Source organism: Rhodococcus sp. NPDC057014, assembly GCF_042673295.1.
Taxonomy (GTDB): Bacteria; Actinomycetota; Actinomycetes; order Mycobacteriales; family Mycobacteriaceae; genus Rhodococcus_F.
This window is the reverse complement of record NZ_JBHUSF010000005.1, coordinates 38,019-57,710: the sequence shown is the minus strand read 5'-3', so window position 1 is coordinate 57,710 and position 19,692 is coordinate 38,019. Positions and strand designations below refer to the sequence as shown.

17 protein-coding genes are annotated in these 19,692 nt (G+C 68.0%); 9 read left to right on the top strand and 8 right to left on the bottom strand.

Features of this window, described 5'->3' with window-relative positions:
- Positions 1–36 precede the first annotated feature (36 nt).
- From ACFTZB_RS02000 to ACFTZB_RS01960, 9 genes are all read left to right on the top strand, one after another.
- Positions 37–1,179 (top strand): XdhC/CoxI family protein, encoded by a 1,143-nt coding sequence (locus ACFTZB_RS02000; RefSeq protein ID WP_072946951.1) that lies wholly within the window; start codon positions 37–39, stop codon positions 1,177–1,179.
- A 75-nt stretch (positions 1,180–1,254) separates the two neighbouring features.
- Entirely contained in the window at positions 1,255–2,160 is a 906-nt protein-coding gene (locus tag ACFTZB_RS01995) for an FAD binding domain-containing protein (protein ID WP_378429863.1), read from the top strand.
- A gap of 2 nt (positions 2,161–2,162) precedes the next feature.
- The gene (locus ACFTZB_RS01990) at positions 2,163–2,741 is read left to right on the top strand and encodes a (2Fe-2S)-binding protein (protein ID WP_095863487.1); all 579 of its coding nucleotides are present in this window, start codon (positions 2,163–2,165) and stop codon (positions 2,739–2,741) included.
- Entirely contained in the window at positions 2,738–5,137 is a 2,400-nt protein-coding gene (locus ACFTZB_RS01985; RefSeq protein ID WP_378429862.1) for an aerobic carbon-monoxide dehydrogenase large subunit, read from the top strand. Before ACFTZB_RS01990 ends, ACFTZB_RS01985 begins: the two co-directional genes overlap by 4 nt.
- A gap of 30 nt (positions 5,138–5,167) precedes the next feature.
- The gene (locus ACFTZB_RS01980) at positions 5,168–6,052 is read left to right on the top strand and encodes an XdhC family protein (RefSeq protein WP_378429861.1); all 885 of its coding nucleotides are present in this window, start codon (positions 5,168–5,170) and stop codon (positions 6,050–6,052) included.
- A complete protein-coding gene (locus tag ACFTZB_RS01975) occupies positions 6,049–6,936 on the top strand; it encodes a MoxR family ATPase (RefSeq protein ID WP_072946900.1) in 888 nt (295 codons plus the stop codon). The genes ACFTZB_RS01980 and ACFTZB_RS01975 overlap by 4 nt, the downstream gene beginning before the upstream one ends.
- A 12-nt stretch (positions 6,937–6,948) precedes the next feature.
- Complete coding sequence (locus ACFTZB_RS01970) at positions 6,949–7,611, top strand: SRPBCC family protein (RefSeq protein WP_124392508.1); 663 nt, start codon at positions 6,949–6,951, stop codon at positions 7,609–7,611.
- The gene (locus tag ACFTZB_RS01965) at positions 7,608–8,825 is read left to right on the top strand and encodes a VWA domain-containing protein (protein WP_378429860.1); all 1,218 of its coding nucleotides are present in this window, start codon (positions 7,608–7,610) and stop codon (positions 8,823–8,825) included. Before ACFTZB_RS01970 ends, ACFTZB_RS01965 begins: the two co-directional genes overlap by 4 nt.
- Positions 8,826–9,304: 479 nt before the next feature.
- Positions 9,305–11,065, top strand: a complete 1,761-nt coding sequence (locus ACFTZB_RS01960; RefSeq protein WP_378429859.1) for an MOSC domain-containing protein — start codon at positions 9,305–9,307, stop codon at positions 11,063–11,065.
- Positions 11,066–11,071: 6 nt separating this feature from the next.
- On the opposite strand, the gene ligD is transcribed toward ACFTZB_RS01960, so the two are convergent.
- The 8 genes from ligD to ACFTZB_RS01920 all read right to left on the bottom strand — a co-directional run bounded on the left by ligD (position 11,072) and on the right by ACFTZB_RS01920 (position 19,638).
- Positions 11,072–12,043: a non-homologous end-joining DNA ligase gene (ligD, locus tag ACFTZB_RS01955; protein WP_378429858.1), complete on the bottom strand. Its 972-nt coding sequence runs from the start codon at positions 12,041–12,043 to the stop codon at positions 11,072–11,074.
- Between the two features lie 139 nt (positions 12,044–12,182).
- The gene (locus ACFTZB_RS01950; protein ID WP_378429857.1) at positions 12,183–12,617 is read right to left on the bottom strand and encodes a PAS domain S-box protein; all 435 of its coding nucleotides are present in this window, start codon (positions 12,615–12,617) and stop codon (positions 12,183–12,185) included.
- Positions 12,618–12,709: 92 nt separating this feature from the next.
- Positions 12,710–14,323 carry a serine/threonine-protein kinase gene (locus tag ACFTZB_RS01945; RefSeq protein ID WP_378429856.1) on the bottom strand — a complete coding sequence of 538 codons (1,614 nt, stop codon included), beginning with the start codon at positions 14,321–14,323 and terminating at the stop codon, positions 12,710–12,712.
- Positions 14,324–14,422: 99 nt separating this feature from the next.
- A complete protein-coding gene (locus ACFTZB_RS01940) occupies positions 14,423–15,655 on the bottom strand; it encodes a methyltransferase domain-containing protein (RefSeq protein ID WP_378429855.1) in 1,233 nt (410 codons plus the stop codon).
- A complete protein-coding gene (rfbF, locus tag ACFTZB_RS01935) occupies positions 15,639–16,448 on the bottom strand; it encodes a glucose-1-phosphate cytidylyltransferase (RefSeq protein ID WP_378429854.1) in 810 nt (269 codons plus the stop codon). Before rfbF ends, ACFTZB_RS01940 begins: the two co-directional genes overlap by 17 nt.
- Entirely contained in the window at positions 16,445–17,635 is a 1,191-nt protein-coding gene (locus tag ACFTZB_RS01930; RefSeq protein ID WP_378429853.1) for a DegT/DnrJ/EryC1/StrS family aminotransferase, read from the bottom strand. Before ACFTZB_RS01930 ends, rfbF begins: the two co-directional genes overlap by 4 nt.
- The gene (locus tag ACFTZB_RS01925; RefSeq protein ID WP_378429852.1) at positions 17,632–18,684 is read right to left on the bottom strand and encodes an NAD-dependent epimerase/dehydratase family protein; all 1,053 of its coding nucleotides are present in this window, start codon (positions 18,682–18,684) and stop codon (positions 17,632–17,634) included. Before ACFTZB_RS01925 ends, ACFTZB_RS01930 begins: the two co-directional genes overlap by 4 nt.
- A gap of 24 nt (positions 18,685–18,708) precedes the next feature.
- The gene (locus tag ACFTZB_RS01920; RefSeq protein ID WP_378429851.1) at positions 18,709–19,638 is read right to left on the bottom strand and encodes a hypothetical protein; all 930 of its coding nucleotides are present in this window, start codon (positions 19,636–19,638) and stop codon (positions 18,709–18,711) included.
- Positions 19,639–19,692 lie beyond the last annotated feature (54 nt).

Sequence of the window (19,692 nt, the reverse complement as noted above, 5' to 3'; positions counted from 1 at the left end):
CTGGAAGCGAATCGGACTCGAGCGGGAAGGGTGCTGATGCGCGACGTGCTGGCAGACCTGATGGCGGTGTGGACGGCGGGCGGAACGGCGGGCGTCGGAACGGTGGTCCGCACGTTCCGGTCCGCACCGCGGCCGGCGGGGGCGTCCATGGTCGTGGCACCCGACGGCAGCGCGTCCGGTTCGGTGTCGGGCGGATGCGTCGAGGGGGCGGTCTACGAACTCGCGACCGAGGTCGCGGCGACGGGGACGCCGGTGCTGCAGCGGTACGGGATCAGCGACGAGAATGCGTTCGAGGTGGGTCTCACCTGCGGTGGAATCATCGACATCTTCGTCGAGCCCGTCTCGCGGGACAATTTTCCGGAACTCGGTGAGATCGTCCGGGACATCGAGAACCACCGGCCGGTCGCGGTCGCCACCGTCGTGGCGCATCCCGATGCCACCCGGGTGGGTCGCCGGTTGATCGTCCGGCCCGAGGACGTGAGCGGTGCCCTCGGTTCGGACCGCGCCGATTCCGCCGTCACCGACGACGCCCGGGGTCTCCTCGCGGCCGGCGGCAGCACGGTGCTGACGTACGGCACCGACGGTCAGCGTCGTGGCGAGGGAATGGAGGTGTTCGTCGCCAGCTATGCGCCGCGGCCGCGCATGCTCGTGTTCGGGGCCATCGACTTCGCCGCCGCAGTGGCGCGGCAGGGCGCCTTCATGGGTTACCGGGTGACGGTCTGCGACGCCCGGCCGGTGTTCGCGACGCACGCGCGGTTCCCGACGGCCGACGAGGTGGTGGTGGACTGGCCGCACCGGTACCTTGCCGGCCAGGCCGAGGCCGGTGCCATCGACGGCCGGACCGTGATCTGCGTACTCACCCACGACCCGAAGTTCGACGTCCCTCTCCTCGAAGCGGCGCTGCGCCTGCCGGACGTCGCGTTCATCGGTGCCATGGGATCACGCCGAACCGACCTGGACCGGCGCGAACGCCTCCGCGAGGCCGGTCTGACCGACGCCGAACTCGACCGGCTGTCGAGCCCCATCGGCCTGGACATCGGCGCCCGCACCCCCGAGGAGACGGCGGTGTCCATCGCCGCCGAGATCATCGCCTGCCGGTGGGGTGGCACGGGGCGCCCGCTGGCGGAGTCGAGCGGCCGGATCCACCACGAGGAACCGGTGGATTCCCTCGTCGAATAGGGCGGTTCACCGGGGTTGACGGACCACCGGTTCTTGCGCAGGCTGAAAGGATCCACATTTGTGAGGTAGGTCACAATGCAAGTACCAGGATCCTTCGAATACGAGCGTGCAACGGGTGTCGACGACGCGATCGCCCTACTCGACCGGCTGGGCGACGAAGCGCGCCTCGTGGCAGGCGGCCACAGCCTGCTCCCCATGATGAAACTTCGCCTCGCCAATCCCGAGTACCTCATCGACATCAACGACCTCGAGGGCGAACTCGGATACATCACGACCGAGCGGTCGAGGGTGCGGATCGGTGCGATGACCCGGCACCGCCGGCTCCTCGAATCGGACGAACTCGCGGCGGCGTTCCCCCTCTTCCGCGACGCGGAGAAGGTGATCGCAGACCCGGTGGTCCGCAACCGCGGAACCATCGGCGGATCGCTGTGCCAGGCGGATCCGGCCGAGGACCTCACGACGGTCTGCGGTGTCCTCGGCGCCACGTGCGTGGTGCAGGGACCGGGCGGGCGCCGCGAGATCCCCGTGTCCGAGTTCCTCGTCGGACCGTACGAGACGGCGCTCGCGCACAACGAGATGCTCATCGAGATCGTGATACCCGTCCACGGCCACAGCTCCAGCGCCTACGCCAAGGTCGAACGGCGAACCGGCGATTGGGCGGTCACCGCGGCCGGCGCGGCCGTCACGGTGGAGGGCGGCGAAATCGCCCGGGCCGCCGTCGGCCTGACCGCGGTCGACCCCGACCCCTCCGGACTCGCGGACATCGCCGACTACCTGACCGGACGCCCCCCGTCCGAGGAGGCGTTCGCTCAGGCCGGGCGGATGGCCGCGCAGGTCTGCTCGCCGGTCGGCGACGCCCGCGGCACCGTCGACTACAAACGTCATCTCGCATCCGAACTCACGATCCGCACACTCCGAACAGCGGTCGACCGGGTGCTCCGCAGCGACGTGGAGCACGAGCCGACCGGAGAAGAGGCATAGCCATGCAGGTGAACATGACCGTCAACGGTGAAGCAGTGACCGCCGAGGTGGAACCGCGCATGCTGCTCGTCCACTTCCTCCGCGACCAACTGGGTCTGACCGGGACCCACTGGGGCTGCGACACCAGCAACTGCGGCACGTGCGTCGTCACCGTGGACGGCGATCCGGTGAAGTCGTGCACGATGCTCGCCGCGATGGCCGGCGGGCACGACGTCCGCACGGTCGAGGGCCTCGAACACGACGGCGAACTCGATCCCGTCCAGCAGGGCTTCATGCAGTGTCACGGACTGCAGTGCGGGTTCTGCACGCCCGGCATGATGATGACGGCGCGGGCCTTGCTCGACCGCGAGGAGAGCCCGGACGAGGCCACCATCCGGGAAGCGATTTCCGGGCAGATCTGCCGCTGCACCGGGTACACGACGATCGTGCGCTCGATCCAGTGGGCGGCGGACCACCGGGCCGGTGAAGCCGCCGAGCCCGAACCGGCGGGCGACTTCGACGCGGACGTCCAGGAGGACACGACGCGGGGCGCCGAGGGCACGCCGAAGACCGTCGAAGAGCATGTGGGAAGTGCGTCATGACCACCGTCGAATCGCGTCCGCCCTCGGGCGACGCCGTTGTGGACAACGACAAGAAACCGTGCGGCCACGGTCGCATGCTCCGCAAGGAGGACCCCCGCTTCATCCGGGGGCTCGGAAACTACGTCGACGACATCACCCTCCCCGGCATGCTGCACCTGGCTATCCTGCGGTCGCCGGTCGCGCACGCGCGGATCGTGAGCATCGATACCACTGCGGCGCAGGAACTTCCGAAGGTGACGGCGGTGGTGACCGGCGCGGACCTGGCCGCGAAGAACCTCGCGTGGATGCCGACGCTGTCCAACGATGTGCAGGCCGTGCTGGCCACCGACAAGGTGCGCTTCCAGGGCCAGGAGGTCGCGTTCGTCATCGCCGAGGACCGCTATTCGGCCCGGGACGCGCTGGAATTGATCGACGTCGAATACGACATGCTCGATCCCGTCGTCGACGCCCGCGCGGCGCTGTCGCCCGATGCGCCGGTGATCCGCGACGACCTCGAGGGCAAGACGGACAATCACTGCTTCGACTGGGAGACAGGCGATGTCGCCGCGACCGAGGCCGTGTTCGCGAAGGCGGACGTCGTGGTGAAGCAGGAGATCGTCTATCCCCGGGTGCATCCGGCGCCGATGGAGACGTGTGGTGCCATCGCCGACGTCGACCGGGTGTCCGGCAAGCTCACCCTGTACACCACCTCCCAGGCCCCGCATGCACACCGGACGGTGTACGCCCTGGTCTCGGGAATCCCGGAGCACAAGATCCGGGTGGTGTCCCCGGACATCGGCGGCGGATTCGGCAACAAGGTGCCGATCTACCCGGGATACGTGGGCGCGATCGTCGCGTCGCTCGTGACGGGCAAACCGGTGAAGTGGATGGAGGATCGCAGCGAGAACCTGATGAGCACCGGGTTCGCCCGCGACTACATCATGGTCGGTGAGATCGCGGCCACCGCGGAGGGCAAGATGCTCGCGATCCGGACGAAGGTGCTGGCCGATCACGGGGCGTTCAACGGCACCGCTGCCCCGGTGAAGTATCCGGCGGGGTTCTTCGGCGTGTTCACCGGCAGCTACGACATCGAGGCAGCGCACTGCGCGATGACGGCGGTCTACACGAACAAGGCGCCCGGCGGGGTGGCGTACGCCTGCTCGTTCCGCATCACCGAGGCCGTGTATCTGGTCGAGCGGCTCGTCGACTGCCTGGCATTCGACCTGAAGATGGATCCGGCCGAACTGCGGCTGAAGAATCTGCTGAGGCCGGAACAGTTCCCGTACACCAGCAAGACCGGGTGGGTGTACGACTCGGGCGACTACGAGACCACCATGCGCAAGGCCATGGACATGATCGGCTACGACCACCTGCGGGAGGAGCAGAAGGAACGCCGCGACCGTGGTGAGCTGATGGGAATCGGCATGGCGTTCTTCACCGAGGCCGTCGGTGCCGGGCCCCGCAAGGACATGGACATCCTGGGGCTGGGCATGGCCGACGGATGCGAACTGCGGGTCCATCCCACGGGGAAGGCCGTCGTCCGGTTGTCGGTGCAGACCCAGGGGCAGGGCCACGAGACGACGTTCGCGCAGATCGTGGCGGAGGAACTCGGCATCCCGCCGGACGACATCGACGTCGTGCACGGCGACACCGACAACACGCCGTTCGGGCTCGGCACGTACGGCAGCAGGTCGACGCCGGTGTCCGGGGCGGCGGCCGCGCTGGTCGCCCGCAAGGTGCGGGACAAGGCGAAGATCATCGCGTCCGGGATGCTCGAGGCCTCGGTCGCGGATCTGGAATGGGAGAAGGGCGAATTCCATGTGAAGGGTGACCCGTCGGCGAAGGTGACCATCCAGGACATCGCGATGCGGGCACACGGCGCAGGCGACTTGCCGGAGGGCATCGAAGGCGGACTCGACGCGCAGATCTGTTACAACCCCGAGAATCTGACGTACCCGTACGGCGCGTACTTCTGCGTCGTCGACGTCGATCCCGGCACCGCAGTGGTGAAGGTGCGGCGGTTCCTCGCCGTCGACGACTGCGGCACGCGCATCAACCCGATGATCATCGAGGGGCAGGTCCACGGCGGCATCGTCGACGGCATCGGCATGGCGCTGATGGAGATCATCGAATTCGACGAGGACGGCAACTGCCTCGGCGGGTCGCTCATGGACTACCTGATCCCCACCGCGCTCGAGGTGCCGAAACTCGAGACCGGCTTCACCGTCACCCCGTCGCCGCATCACCCGATCGGCGCCAAGGGCATCGGCGAATCGGCGACGGTCGGATCGCCCGCGGCCGTGGTGAACGCGGTGGTGGACGCGCTCGCCCCGTTCGGGGTGCGGCACGCCGACATGCCGCTCACCCCGTCCCGGGTGTGGGAGGCTATGCAGGGCCGCGCGACACCTCCGATCTGAGTGTCGCCCCGTCGGCTGCGAGGAGGCCCGATGGATCTGAAAGAGCGTGCGGCGCAACTGGCGCGCGACCGCAGGCCGTTCGTCCACGCGACGGTGGTGCGGGCGCAGCCGCCGACGTCCAGTCACACCGGGGACGAGGCGATCCTCCTGCAGGACGGGACGATCGAGGGTTTCGTCGGCGGGCAGTGCGCGCAGAACTCGGTGCGCACGGCCGCGCTGGGGGTGCTGGAGCGCAACGAGAGCGTGCTGCTGCGGGTCCTGCCCGACGGGGCCGTGCAGTTCCCGGAGACCCCGGGCGCGGCCGTCGTGGTGAATCCGTGCCTGTCCGGCGGTGCCATGGAGATCTTCCTGGAGCCGCAGGTGCCGCCGCCGCTCGTCAGGATCTGCGGCACCACACCGATCGCGCAGTGTCTGGCGGGCATCGCGGAACTGCTGGGGTACACCGTCGAGCACGACGACGCCGGGCAGTTCGCCGGCACGACGGCCGTGGTGCTCGCCGGCCACGGCGGACCCGAAGCGGAGGTCATCCGCGCGGCGCTCGACGCCGGCGTCGGGTACGTCGGGCTCGTCGCCAGCCGGACCCGCGGGGGAGCAATCCTCGACACCCTGGGTCTCACCGAGTCCGAGCGGGCGCGGGTGCACACCCCGGTCGGACTCGACATCGGGGCGCGGACGTCGGCGGAGATCGCCGTGTCGATCGCGGCCGAGTTGGTGCAGCAGCTGCGGAGAGCGGGACTGCGGGCGCCGGAGGACGATTCAATCCCGCGGGCGGTGGCGGAGGCGGTCGATCCGGTGTGCGGGATGCGCGTCGTCGTGGGTCCGGACACCGTCCACCTCCGGCGCGACGGCCACGACTTCTGGTTCTGCGGGCAGGGGTGCCGGGCGTCGTTCGCGCAGGAGACGGGAGCGGTATGACGGAGGGGTTCGAGGATGTGGCGGACGTGGTCCGGCGGTTCGACGCCGAGGACTATCTCCTGGACCTCGGAACCGCGTCGGCGCTGTACCTCGGGGCGGTCCTGCGCCGTCCGCTGCTGCTCGAAGGCGAACCCGGAGTCGGCAAGACCACCGCGGCGAAGGCCCTGGCGACCGTCCTCGGCGCGCCCCTGATCCGGTTGCAGTGCTACGAAGGTCTCACCGCGAACGAGGCGCTCTACGACTGGAACTACCAGCGGCAGCTGCTCACCATCCGGCTGGCCGAATCGCGGGGCGACGGCCTCACCGAGGACGACCTGTTCACCGAGGAGTTCCTGCTGGAACGTCCGATCCTGCACTGTGTGCGATACCGGGGGCCGACCCCGCCCGTGCTGTTGATCGACGAGATCGACCGGGCCGACGACGAGTTCGAGGCCCTGCTCCTCGAATTCCTGGGGGAGGCGTCGGTGACCGTTCCCGAACTGGGAACGTTCACGGCCGAACATCATCCCGTCGTCGTGCTGACGTCCAACCGGAGCCGCGACCTCCACGACGCGCTGCGCAGGCGGTGTCTGTACCACTGGATCGACTACCCGGAGCCGGCGCGGGCGGCCGCGATCGTGCGCCGCACGGTGTCCGTGGCGTCCGAACTCCTCATCGAGCACGCCACCCGATTCGTCGGCCGTGCCCGCGACCTGGATCTCGACAAGCCCCCCGGAATCGCGGAGACGATCGACTGGGTGTCCGCGCTCGCGGCGCTGGGTGTGGCCGATCTGGTGCGCGAAGACGCGATCTCGAGCCTGAGTGCGCTCGCGAAGACCCCGGACGATCGCACAATGGTTCAGGACGCATTCGTCGACTACGCGCGCGGCCTGGCCACCGGATGAGAGGGTTCCGCCATGAAGATCGCCAACGAGTTCACCGTCAGCGCCCCGATCGAGCAGGCGTGGGAGGTGCTCAGCGACCTCGAGGAGGTTGCCCCCCTGCTGCCCGGCGCGCAGATGACCGGGCGGGAGGGCGACGACTACCTGGGGAAGGTGAAGGTCAAGGTCGGCCCGGTGACGAGTGAGTTCAAGGGCAAGGCCACGTTCGTCGAGCGCGACGAGAAGGAGCACCGCGCCGTGATCGACGCCCGCGGCCGGGACTCGCGTGGTTCCGGCAACGCGTCGGCGACGATCACCGCCCAGTTGCACGAGGCGGGCGACGGCACCCGCGTCACCGTGGACACGGACATGAAGATCGTCGGCAAACTCGCGCAGTTCGGCAGCGGAATGATCCAGCAGGTGTCGGAGAAACTCATGGGGCAGTTCGCGGAATCGCTGGAAGCGAAACTCTCCGGAGGGCCTGCCGACCAGCCCGCGGCCGAACCCGAATCAGTCGGTACCGCCACCGACGCCGCCGGCACCACGACGCTGTCCGTGGCACGGCCCGCCGCCGAACCGGCGCCGCTGGACCTGCTGGCGCTGTCCGGTGCGGGTGCGTGGAAACGGTACGCCCCGATCCTCGCTGCCGTCCTCGCGGGAATCGTGGTCGTCCTCGTGGTGGGCCGCCGCAGGCGATGACCGCGTCGGGCATCCTGCGGGGTGTCGATCTCGCCGCGTTCGCCGTGGCACTCGTCGCCCGGTTGCGGGCCCGCGGCGTCGTCGTCTCGGCGAGCGGTCCCGCGGTGTTCGTGCAGGCGCTGCACCTGTCGCCGCCCAATTCACGTTCGCGGCTGTACTGGTCGGCGCGTCTGACGCTCGTCAACCGCGTCGACGACCTCGCGTCGTTCGACGCGGTGTTAGCCGCGGTCTTCGAGGACGCGCTGCTGTCGGTGGACCCGCATGCGCGGCGCACCGCCGCCGGGCGGGAGTCGGCCCTCGCCGCCATCCGCGACGGCCGCGACCGGCCCGGCGACGCGCAGGACGTCGAGGGCGTGCCGTGGATGACCCGACCGCTGATGACCGGCGGCGTCGACAACGCCGAGGACGGCCTTCACGACGCGCTCACCGCGGTGCCGGACACACTGCCCAGCAGGCTCGTGGCCCGCGCCGACGAACCCTTCGCCCGATTCGACGCCGGCGACCTCCGGCTCCTCGGAGCCTGGCTGGAACAGGCCACCGCGGCGTGGCCGTCCCGCCGCACCCGGCGTCGCGAAGTGCATCGCCGCGGCAGGCGTATCGACCTGCGGGCCACCATGAACCGGTCGAGGGCGACGGGCTGGGAGCCGGTGGTCCTCGCGCGGAGCCGCGCCAGGAACCGTCCGCGCCGCATCGTCATGCTGTGCGACGTGAGCAGGTCGATGCAGCCGTACGCCGCGATCTACCTCCATCTGATGCGGGCGGCGGTGCAACGGCAGACCGCGGGCAGGCCGGAGGTGTTCGCGTTCTCGACGTCGCTGACGAGGCTGACCCCCGTGCTCGCCCACCGCAGCGCCGAGACCGCGGTCCGCAGGGCGAACGAGAAGGTGGTCGACAGATTCGGGGGCACCCACATCGCGGGCAGCGTCAGTGAACTACTCGCCTCCCCGCACGGCAACGCGCTGCGCGGCGCACTCGTCGTCATCGCGTCCGACGGCTGGGACAGCGACGACCCGGAGCACCTGGCACACGCCCTCACCCGGGTGCGTCGCCGCGCCCATCGCCTGGTGTGGCTCAACCCCCGCGCCGGTGACCCCGGCTTCCGGCCGCTCGCCGGTTCGATGGCCGCCGCGCTGCCGTTCTGCGACGCGTTTCTCCCCGCGCATTCGCTGTCCGCGCTGCGCGACGCGCTGGACGTGATCGGCCGCCTCGGCTGAGCGGGTGGCCCGACTCCACCCCCAGGGTGCCTGGCAGTCGTGGCGTCCTTCCCGGATGCTCGAACGACGGTGCTGCACACCGTGCTTCAGCTCACAGGAGGAACAATGTCGACTACCAGAACTTCCGCCAGGATCGTGGCGGCCATCGGGGCGATCCTCGCGGCCCTCTCGATCTCGCTGGTGGGAACCGCCGAATTCGCCGGCGCCAGACCCTGCCAGAACGATTGTCACGCACCCGTTCCCAAACCTCCGGTCGACGGCTGCCAACTCTGCAATCCCAACCCCCCACCCCCTCCGCCGCCCCCGCCCCCGCCGCCACGGTAGGGAAGAGTTCGGCATGCAAGACACGCGCCTCGGCCGCACGGTCGGGGCGCGTGTCTGTTGCGGTCGCACACCGAGTCGTTGATCCGCGGGATGGGATGACAGATGATCGATCGTGGGCCGATCGAGTGTCGTACCGACCAGAAGAGGCGAATGCCGTGGCTACGCTCAGTTCACTGAATGTCGGGTTGCCCCGGGACGTGTCCTGGCGGGGACGGACGGTCCACACCGGCGTGTGGAAGCGCCCCGTGGACGGCCCACGGACGGTCCGGAGACTCAACATCGACGGCGACGGCCAGGGCGACCTCGGGGGACACGGTGGTGAGATCCGCGCCGTGCTCGTCTATCAGACCGAGTCCTACCGTCACTGGCGCGAATACCTCCGCCGTGACGATCTCGAACCCGGGCATTTCGGCGAGAACTTCACCGTCGACGGTCTGCCCGACGACGAGGTCTGCATCGGTGATCGCTACCGGATCGGAACCGCGGTCTTCGAGGTCACCCAGCCCCGCGTGACGTGCTACCGGGTGGGTATGCGCATGAACGAACCGCAGATGGCGGCGTTGCTCGTGTCCCACCGCAGGCCCGGCTTCTACCTCCGGGTGATCGAGGAAGGAGAGGTCGAGGCCGGGCAGGACATCGTGAAGGTCGCCGCGGGCCCGGAAGCGGTGCCCGTCGCGGAGATCGACGCGCTCCTGTACCTGCCCGGCCACCCACGCGACGCACTCGAACGGGCGTTGCGGATCCCGGCGCTGAGCCCCGGGTGGAAGGAGTCGCTGCAGAGCATTCTGGACCGAGCAGATTCGGGTGCCGGCGGAAACGTCGGGCTGACGAAGACCGCAGGCAGCCCGCCGCCGGCGTGGCCCGGCTTCCGCTCGCTCACGGTGACCGGGATTCACGAGGAGAGCCGCCGCGTCCTGTCGCTGTCGTTGGCAGCACCCGACGGCTCGGCGTTGCCGTCCTGGCAGGCGGGGCAGTCGATCACAGTGCGCCTGCACCCCGACGACGTGCAGGGCCCGGTGATCCGCAGCTATTCGCTGTCCAACCGACCCGGCGCCGCCGACTACCGGATCAGTGTGAAACGGGAACCGCACGGCGTCGCAGGCCGGTACGTCCACTCGCGTGTGCGCCCCGGTGACACCCTCGAGGTGGCGGCCCCGCGAGGGACATTCGTCCTGGACGGCGAGGCGAGGCCGGTGGTGCTCGTGTCCGCGGGCGTGGGGGTCACACCTCTGCTGTCGATGTTGTACGCACTCGTGGAAGCGGGTTCGCCGCGGCAGGTGTGGTGGGTCCACGGTGCCCGTGACGGATCCGAGCATCCCTTCGCCGAGGAGAGCCGCGACCTCCTGGACCGGTTGCCGGGCAGTCGTTCGCACATCGCCTACAGCAGGCCTGCCGAAACCGACAGCAGGGGCGCCGACTACACCACGGCAGGCCGGCTCACGGGGGAACTGATCGCGAGTCTCGGCCTGCCCGCGGACGCGGATGCCTATCTGTGCGGGCCCGCATCGTTCATGGCCGATGTCGGGTCCGCGCTCGCCGCCGACGGACTCGACCCCGCGCGGATTCACATCGAAACGTTCGGTGCCGAGGGGGCTCTCAATCCCGGTGTGGTTCAGGTTTCTTCGCGGGCACCCCATCCGCCGCCCGGACCGCCGGGTGCAGGTCCGTCCGTCTCGTTCGCGCGCAGCGGGCTCACCGTGCCGTGGGATGCCGGGCGGGGAACCCTCCTCGACTTCGCCGAGGCGTGTGACGTGCCCACACGCTGGTCCTGTCGCACCGGAGTCTGTCACACCTGTGAAACGGTGCTGCTGTCCGGGGCCGTCGACTACGACCCGGAACCCATCGAACCGCCGGCGGACGGGAACACGCTCATCTGCTGCACCACACCGGCGGACGACGTGGTGCTGGACCTGTAGCGCCGACTAGTCCTCCGCGCCACCGGGATCCGACTCGCCCTCGGCCTCGTCGCGGTCCGCCCACTCCAGCAGCGGCTCGAGCGAGAACACGGCGTCGTCGATTCCCGCGTGCAGATCACCGAGTGTCGCGAAGCGCTCGGGAACGGTGGCGATCGTGAACTCGTGCGGGTCCACGTCGTCGATCTCGTCCCACGTCACCGGGGTGGACACCGTCGCGTCGGGCACTCCCCGCACCGAATACGCACTGGCGATGGTGTGGTCGCGGGCGTTCTGGTTGTAGTCGACGAACAACTTGCGCGGGTCCCGGTCCTTCCGCCACCAGGTGGTGGTCACGTCCTTCGGTGCCCTGCGCTCCACCTCGCGGGCGAACGCCAGCGCGGCCCGCCGGACGTCGCCGAATCCCCAGTCGGGCCGGATCCGGACGTAGACGTGCATGCCGCTGCCGCCGGACGTCTTCGGCCATCCCGTCGCACCCAGTTCGTCGAGCACCTCGTGCACCACCCCGGCGACGTGCCGCACCGTGTCGAACCCGCACTCGGGCATCGGGTCGAGGTCGATCCGCCACTCGTCGGGACGTTCGACGTCCGCGCGGCGCGAGTTCCACGGATGGAACTCGACCGTCGACATCTGCACCGCCCAGATCACGTCCGCCGGGTGCGTGACGCACAGTTCGTCGGCGTGGCGGTTGTACCGCGGAAACGTCACGCGGACCGTCTGCACCCAGTCCGGCGCACCGTGCGGCAACCGCTTCTGGTGCACCTTCTCGCCGCTCAGGCCGTCCGGGAAGCGGTGCATCATGCAGGGGCGTTCGCGCAATGCGCGCACGATCCCGTCGCCGACGCTCAGGTAGTAGTTCGCGAGGTCCAGTTTCGTGGCGCCGGTGGCGGGGAAGTAGACACGCTCCGGGTGCGAGATCCGCACGGTCCGGTCGCCGACCTCCAGTTCGACAGCGGGTGACTTGTCCTTGCCGGTCGCCATGCAGCCAACCTAACCCGCCGCAGATCGGGTCCGCGCGGTTTCGCGGCCATCCTCGTCGCGCCGTTGCACAGCGATTTGCCGGATGCGGGCGCAATTACGTGGGAATCCGGCAAATCCGTGTGCAACTGTGGGCGCGAGGTCAGAACCCCGGGGCCCGGCCGCCGTTCCACAGTTGTTCGGTGACGTCGTGGAAACAGACGAGGGTCACCGGGTCGTCCTGCCGGCGGAGGATGGGCCTGCTGACGAGGGCGCGGACCCGGGATCCGTCCTGATGTGCCAGGTCGACCGGGGTGGTCGCCGACTCACGGAGGTGTTCGACCGCGGCGGCGCCCGTCGACGTCTCGTCCAGTTCGAGGAGTTCGGACACCGGACGCCCGCGCAGCGACGCGACGGGGTGCCCCAGCATCCTCTCGAACGCACTGTTCACGTGGACGACCGTGCCGTCGTCCTCGACCGCCAAGACGGGAACCGGCAGGCGCTCGAGCAGGACGAGGGCGGGTAGCTGCTCGAGGTAGCCCAATGGGGTGTCCGGGATCGGGCGACGTCTCTCCTCATGATCTGCCTCTGCGCTCACAGCTCTATACTCTCACCGATTCCGACCGCTCGTCCCGTTGTCGCCGCAGACGGCGATTCCTCGGAGGACATTCGGATTCTTCGGAGGACGATTCAGCGGTATGCGGACTCGATCATCGGTTCGGTCGCGAGTACCTTGCCGTCGCCGCCGACGATGGTCAGGGCGGACGGGGTGAGCCGGTACTCGGTGCCGCCGTCGCCGGTGGCGACGAAGCCGGAACCGCTGGGGCTCGGGTCGTCGACGGAGATCGCGGCGCCGTCGCTGATGCGTACGCCCTGGTAGTAGTAGCGTCCCACACCCGTCTCGCAGACCACGACCAGAGACTTGGTGGTGCGACCGATGAACACCGCCGGGTTGGTGTAGTTGCATCGTGCATCGGACGGGGGCAGGAAGCCCTGCCGATCGGCGCCCGACACCTCGCCGACGATCGGCGGCGCGGGCGGCGTCGTCGTTCTTGTCGTCGGCCTCGGCGGAGTCACGGCAGGCGGGACCGTCGCCGGAGCCGCCCTCGTGGTCGAGACGGGGACGTCCTCCGTGACCGGGACGCGGACCTGGCTGCTGCCGGCCGCGGCGACCGAGGGGTTGTCGGGATTGTTCCTGTCCAGCACGAGCCATCCGACCACCCCGGCGAGTGCGAGCAGCGCGATCACCAACACGGTCACCGTCACCGGGACGGCCACCGACCGACGCGCAGGCGGCGGGGCGGTGTAGGGAGTGGGCGGGTAATAGGGCGGAGGCGGGGCGGCCGGACCACCGTGGAACGCGGTCGGCGGGTAGACGGGCGGACGCCCGCGGTCGTCGACCCGGGTCGGCTCGGACCGCATGCCCGGCGACGGTTCCGGGCGGGTCGCGATGTCGGTTTCGGTCTTCCGCTCGCGAACGGACAACGCGGAGCGGGCCGCCGCCGCGAAATCGCCTGCCGTCCGGTACCGATCGCGGGGATCCTTCGCCAGACCCCGGGCGATCACCTCGTCGAACGTCGCGGGCACGTCGGGCCGGATCGAGCTGGGGCTGGGCACGGGCGTCGTGAGGTGCGCGCGGATCGCGCTGCTGATGCTGTTGGACGGGAACGGAATGGATCCCGTGAGGCATTCGTAGAGGACACATGCCAGCGAATAGACGTCCGCACGGGCATCGACCGGTGCGTTGTCGAACCGCTCGGGCGCCATGTACGCGTAGGAGCCGACAGCACTGCCGAGGGTGGTCAGACGGAGATCGGAACTCGAGTGCGCGATACCGAAGTCGACGAGGTACGCGAATTCACCGGCCGTGACGAGGATGTTCTCCGGCTTGACGTCGCGGTGGATGAGACCGTCGGCGTGCGCGGCGTCGAGCGCCGCCGCGATCTGGTCGACGACCGCGACCGCGTGTGCGGGGCTCATCGGCCCACGCGAGCGGAGCAGCGCCCGCAGATCCTGCCCGACGACCAGACGCATGTCGATGTAGAGCACGCCGTCGATCTCGCCCCAGTCGTGGATGGGGATGACGTGCGGCTCCTGCAGCCGGGCCGCGGCATGCGATTCGCGGCGGAACCGCTGCTGGTAGGTGGGGTCTTTCGCGAGGTCGACGTCGAGGATCTTGAGTGCGACGGTGCGATCCTTGGTGGTGTCGTACGCCTCGTACACCTCACCCATTCCGCCGCGGCCGAGCAGAACCCGGAGATGGTAGTGCCCGAACTGCGAGCCGACCCGTGTACCTGCCGCCATTCCGCATCCCCTCCAAGCCGGAATCAGCACGATACACGTGGTCGGCGCGCTGTCCGGTCCGGGGTGACGAATTCGTTTCCTGCAGTAAGAGATCTGGGCTCAGTCGAGCACGGCCAGTTCGGGAACGGGGACGACGAATCTGCCACCCCAGTCGCGGATGTACGACATGTCGCGAATCACCTCGTCCCGCAGGTTCCACGGGAGGATCAAGAGGTAGTCGGGGCGGGTATCTCGGATGTGCTCGGGCGCGTAAATGGGAAGGTGGGTTCCCGGCAGGAACCTGCCCTGCTTGTGGGGGCTCCGGTCGACGGTGTAGTCGAGCAGGTCGTCTCGGATCCCGCAGTAGTTGAGCAGGGTGTTGCCCTTGGCAGGCGCGCCGTAGGCGGCGGTCGACAGTCCGCGATTGCGTGCATCGATGAGGAATTCGAGCAATGCTCGTTTGGTGCGCTTCACCCGCTCCGGGAATGCGGTGTAGCCCTCGGGAAGGTGGAGACCCGCGGCCTGTTCGAGCTCGCCCAGTTCTCGCAGGCGCCGGGACGTGATGTGACGGGGATACTCGGCGTGACAGGCGTAGATCCGGAGGGACCCACCGTGGGTGGGGAGTTGTTCGACGTCGAACAGCCGCAGACCGTGGGCCGCGAACACGCGTGTGACGGTCAGCAGCGAGAAGTAGGAGAAGTGCTCGTGGTAGATCGTGTCGAACTGGTTGTGCTCGATCAGCTGGAGCAGGTGAGGGAACTCCATGGTGATCACACCGTCCGCCGCGAGCACGGTCGCCATTCCGGCGACGAAGTCGTTCAGGTCGGGGACGTGTGCCAGGACGTTGTTGCCGATCAGGAGGTCTGCTCGGATGTCCTCTCCGACGAGTTTGCTCGCCATCGAGGTTCCGAAAAACCCTACCCAGGTGTCTATCCCGCGCCGGATCGCGACCTCGGCCACGTTCTCGGCCGGCTCGATGCCGAGGGACGGGATGCCGGACTCCACGAAGTACTGGAGCAGATATCCGTCGTTGCTGGCGATCTCGACGACCTGCTTCGAACTGTCGAGGTGGAACCGTGCGGTCGTGTCCTGGACATACGCATGGGCATGATCGAGCCAGCTCTGCGAATACGACGAGAAGTAGAGATAGTCGGTGAAGATGAACTCGGCCGATTCGAACTCGGCGAGCTGGACCAGAAGGCACTTCGAGCACACGTACGCATGCAACGGGTAGAACACTTCTCGTCGATCCAGTTGATCGGCGGCAAGATACGAGTTGGCGAGCGGCGACATCCCGAGATCGCAGAACGACTGCTCCAGAGGGGTGCCGCAGTGCCTACAGGGAGTACTCATGATCGTCCCCCTCGCCGCCCAGTCCGTCGTTCCAGATCTTCCAGGGGGCCTTGTCGTTGTCCCAGAGTTCGTTGAGGTAGATCTTGTCCCACAACGTGTCCATCCCGCGCCAGAAGCCGGGGTGCTGATACGCGGACAGTTCACCGTCGGTCGAAAGCCGCTCCAGCGGAGCCCCTTCGAAGACGGTGTCGTCGCCGTCGATGTAATCGAGGACGGACGGTTGGGCCACGAAGAATCCACCGTTCACCCAGCCGCTGCTGCCCCGGGGCTTCTCCTCGAACTGCACCCGGTCGTCCTCCATCCGCAGTGCGCCGTAGCGGCCGGGCGGCTGGACGGCGGTGACCGTCGCGATCGAACCGGACTCCCGATGGAACTCGGCGACCCGGCGGATGTCCACGTCGGTGACACCGTCTCCGTACGTGAAGGAGAAGACGTCGTCGCCGATGTGCTCCTTGGCCCGCAGCAGGCGTCCACCGGTCATGGTGGAGGCGCCCGTGTCGAGCAGGGTGACGGTCCACGGCTCGGTCTTGGACGAGAGCGTCTTGGTCGTGTCGGTGGCCAGATCGATCGTCACGTCGGACATGTGCAGGAAGTAGTTGGCGAAGTACTCCTTGATCATGTAGCCCTTGTAGCCGAGCAGGATGATGAATTCGGTGACCCCGGCTTGGCCGTATATCTTCATGATGTGCCAGAGGATCGGTCGCCCACCGATCTCGACCATGGGCTTGGGCCGGCTCTGCGATTCCTCGCTGATTCGAGTGCCCCGCCCACCGGCGAGAATGACGGCCTTCATGAGAGTTCCTTACGTAGTCGAAGAATGGTGTGTAGTACGTCGCACACCCGGTCGACCTGCGCTTCGGTCAACACGAGCGCCGACGGCAGATTGATCGAGCGCGAAGCGATGTCGTACGCGATTTTGTTTCGCCGCGCCGCAGTCGTCGCGGTGTGGTATTGCGAGAAGGCGGGCAGTGAACTCAATGGCGGCAGGAAGGGGCGAGTATCCACCGAATGCAGATCGAACAGCTCCATCATTCGGCGGGCACGCAGGCGATAGTCCGGGTGGAGAACGGCGGTGACCATCCAGAATGTGTTCGTGAGGCCGTCCCGCCGGTGATTGAGCTCCAAGCCGGGAACGTCCGCGAGACGTTCCTCGTACCATTCGAAGATCTGCCGCTTCTTGTCCAGGAGCTCATCGATGCGGGCCAGCTGGGCACGTCCGAACGCGGCCTGCAGACTGCTCATCTTGTATTTGAAACCCAGCTCCTCGGTGGTGAAGAACCGGTGGTCCGCCGGTGTGCGACCGTGGTCGCGCAACCGGTGGATCCGTTCCGCGAGGTCGCTCCGATCCGTCACGACCAGTCCACCCTCACCGGTCGTCAACGTCTTCGTGCCGTGGAAGCTGACCGTTCCGATGTCGCCCAGCGTGCCGGCGAATCGCCCGTCCAGCTTTCCGCCGATGGCCTGGGCGGCGTCCTCGATGATCGGAATGCCGGCGGCGACGGACCGGACGGCGGCCATGTCCGGTATCCCGCCGTACAGGTCCACCGTGACGATGGCCGCGGTCCGGGAGGTGACACACCGTGCGAGCGATTCGGGAGACAGGCACCAGGTGTCTGCGTCGATGTCGGCGAAGACGGGGGTCGCGCCGACATAGGTGACCGGCGCCGCCGTCGCCACCCACGTCGATTCCGGCACGATCACCTCGTCGCCGGGACCCAGACCGAGAGCGAGCATCGCGAGATGCAACGCGGACGTGCAGTGCGGCACGGCCGCGGCGAATTCGGTGCCGAGGTAGTCGGCGAACTCGGTCTCGAAGAGGCCGACCGATTCGCCGGCGTGGGTGTACCAGTCGTTTGCTGCCGCCTCGGCGACGTACCGGACCTCGAGATCGGTCACCCACGGACCGGCTACCGGGATGCGGTCCTGCTCGCGCCCTGCGGCCCGCTCTTCGACGGCCGGAACCGTCCTCGGCTCGATCATGTTGCCACCCAGCGCAGATCGGCGTCGAGCCGACCCAGGTCGAGGTGCTGCTGGATGGTCCTCAGCCGGAAGAATCGCGGTCCTTCGAAGCGCTCCGCGGTCATGGCGCCGTCGGAATACGCCACCCACAACTCCTCGATTCCCTGGCGAAGAGTCCACTGGGGGCGGTAACCCGGCAGCTCCCTCTCGATCTTGGAGAAGTCGACGCGGTAGTCACGGATGTCGGGCATGGCACCCTCGGAATATCCGACAACGCAATCGGGCACGACCTCGGCGACGAGTCGCGCGACGTCGAGAACCTGATAGTTCTCGCCGACCCGCCCGACGTTGAAAGCCTGATCGTGGACGACGTGTCTCGGCGCTGCGAGCACTCGAGCGAATGCGTGCGCGATGTCGAGGACATGGACGAGTGGCCGCCACGGCGTGCCATCGCTCTGCAGCAGCACCTTGCCCGTGGTCATCGCGTGCCCGAGCAGGTTGTTGACGACGACGTCCGCACGCAGCCGGCGTGAGAAGCCGTACGCCGTCGCGTTCCGCAGATACACCGGCGAGAAGTCGTCGTCCGCGAGCAGGGACAATTCCTGCTCGACGCGCACCTTCGACTCCCCGTACGGCGTCACGGGGTTGAACGCCGCCCCTTCGTCCAACTCGAGATCACTGCCGGCGCCGTACAGGCTGCAGGAGGACGAGAAGACGAACCGGCCGACACCCGCCGCCTTGGCCGCCTTCGCGAGCCGGACGGATCCGGCGAGGTTGATGTCGTACGTCAGGCTCGGATCGATGTCGGAAAGTGGATCGTTCGACAGCGCGGCGAGGTGGACGACGGCATCGAATCCTTCGAGATCCGCCGGGGTGACGTCTCGGACGTCGATGTTCAGCATCGGCAGCGGTTCGGGAGGCGCGAGGAAGTCGCAACCGTCGAAGTAGCCGGTGTCGAGGCCGACGACCTCGTGTCCGAGGCCGACGAGCAACGGAGTCATCTCGACGCCCAGGTAACCCAGGTGTCCGGTGACCAGAATTCTCATGGGTGATGATGTGCTGTCGGACATTTCACCGGCTCCTCGATGATCGCTCTACGTGACTTCGAGTACGGACGGGTCGAATACGAGGACGCCGTCGGTGCTGCCGCCCTCGTCGTACAGCGCGACGATCTCGTCGGGTACCCGTTCGTAGGTGTCGGCGCGCAGGTAGTCGCGGACGGAGGTGCCGGTCGAATGGGAATCGACGTTCGGGGGTCCCGCTTTCGCGATCAGATCGTCGAGGCTGATCGTGCGGAAATCGAAACTGAATCGGGCCTGACCGGTCGTGTTCGGCACCGTCGCGTGTAGTTGGGCGCCGGAGAACGACAAGATCGATCCGACTTCACCGACGATCCGGACCTCGCTGCCGGGATCCTGTCCGCTGAGCCGGGGGTGCGGCCGCGGGTCCTCCTTGATGTAGAGCGCGGCATCGCGGCGGGAGGAACGATTCCATTCGTAGGCATCGAACTGGGCGCTCGAATTGTCGGTCGGCCGCTGCCAGAATTCGGGGTGGAACGCCATGCAACTCTTGTCCGTCACGCCGAGGATCGGTGCCCACCAGTTGTTCTGGCACTGTGGTGAGGAATACCAGGTGTCGCGGTGCGGCGTGTAGTTGTATCCCAGACCTGCCGCGAGATAGGAGGCCGGCGGCACGGCGCGCAATTTGGGCACGTCGAAGTACGTCCGGGTGATGTCTGCTCCGAGGTCCACGAGTACGTTGCGCAGGAGTTCCTTGGAATGGGGATGGTGGGTGAAGCCGGTCTTCAGCGGCCCGAGGATGCGCACGTATTCTTCGACCGGCAGGTCGTCGTGCGCGGTCAGAGGATTGTGCGCACCGAAGGCGGCTTCGATCAACTCCCAGGCGAATTCACTGAAGGCGCGGATCGAGTCACGGGGCGGGAAGCAGAACACCTCGCCCGAGAAGATTCGCTCACGTCGGGCCTCGTCCGTGACGTCGGACTCGGTGGAAATAACGAATGCCATGGGTCTGTCCTCACATCTTGTCGATACTCGGTAACTGTCGGAGGCCGCGTCGAA